Annotated in this window: 1 protein-coding gene; it reads right to left on the reverse strand. The window is 70.1% G+C overall.

Annotated elements, in window-relative coordinates:
* The coding region (locus Q0L15_RS06805; RefSeq protein ID WP_296603157.1) for an SAM-dependent methyltransferase at positions 1-281 on the reverse strand (281 nt) is incomplete at both ends.

Raw genomic sequence — 281 nt, forward strand, 5'->3', positions numbered from 1 at the left:
TCCAGCCGGCTCGTCTGCTCGTGCAGGGCGGAGTACAGGGACGGGTCGCCGGAGGTGAGGCGCACGACCTGGCGGCCGGCGTTGAAGCCGTCGACGAGGTGCGCGGTGATCTGGTCGAGGTCCAGGTCCTGGGTGTCGACCAACGTTGTTTGCGGGCCGCAGTGGACAAGCACCCTGGGGTCCAGGTAGGTCCCCGGGTAGAGCACGAGGTCCGCCTCCGCGAGCAGCCGCGTCGCCCGTACGGTCAACAGATCGGCAGCTCCGGGGCCGGCTCCGACGAA

Origin of the sequence: Nocardioides sp. (assembly GCF_024509035.1) — a bacterium.
Taxonomy (GTDB): Bacteria; Actinomycetota; Actinomycetes; order Propionibacteriales; family Nocardioidaceae; genus Nocardioides.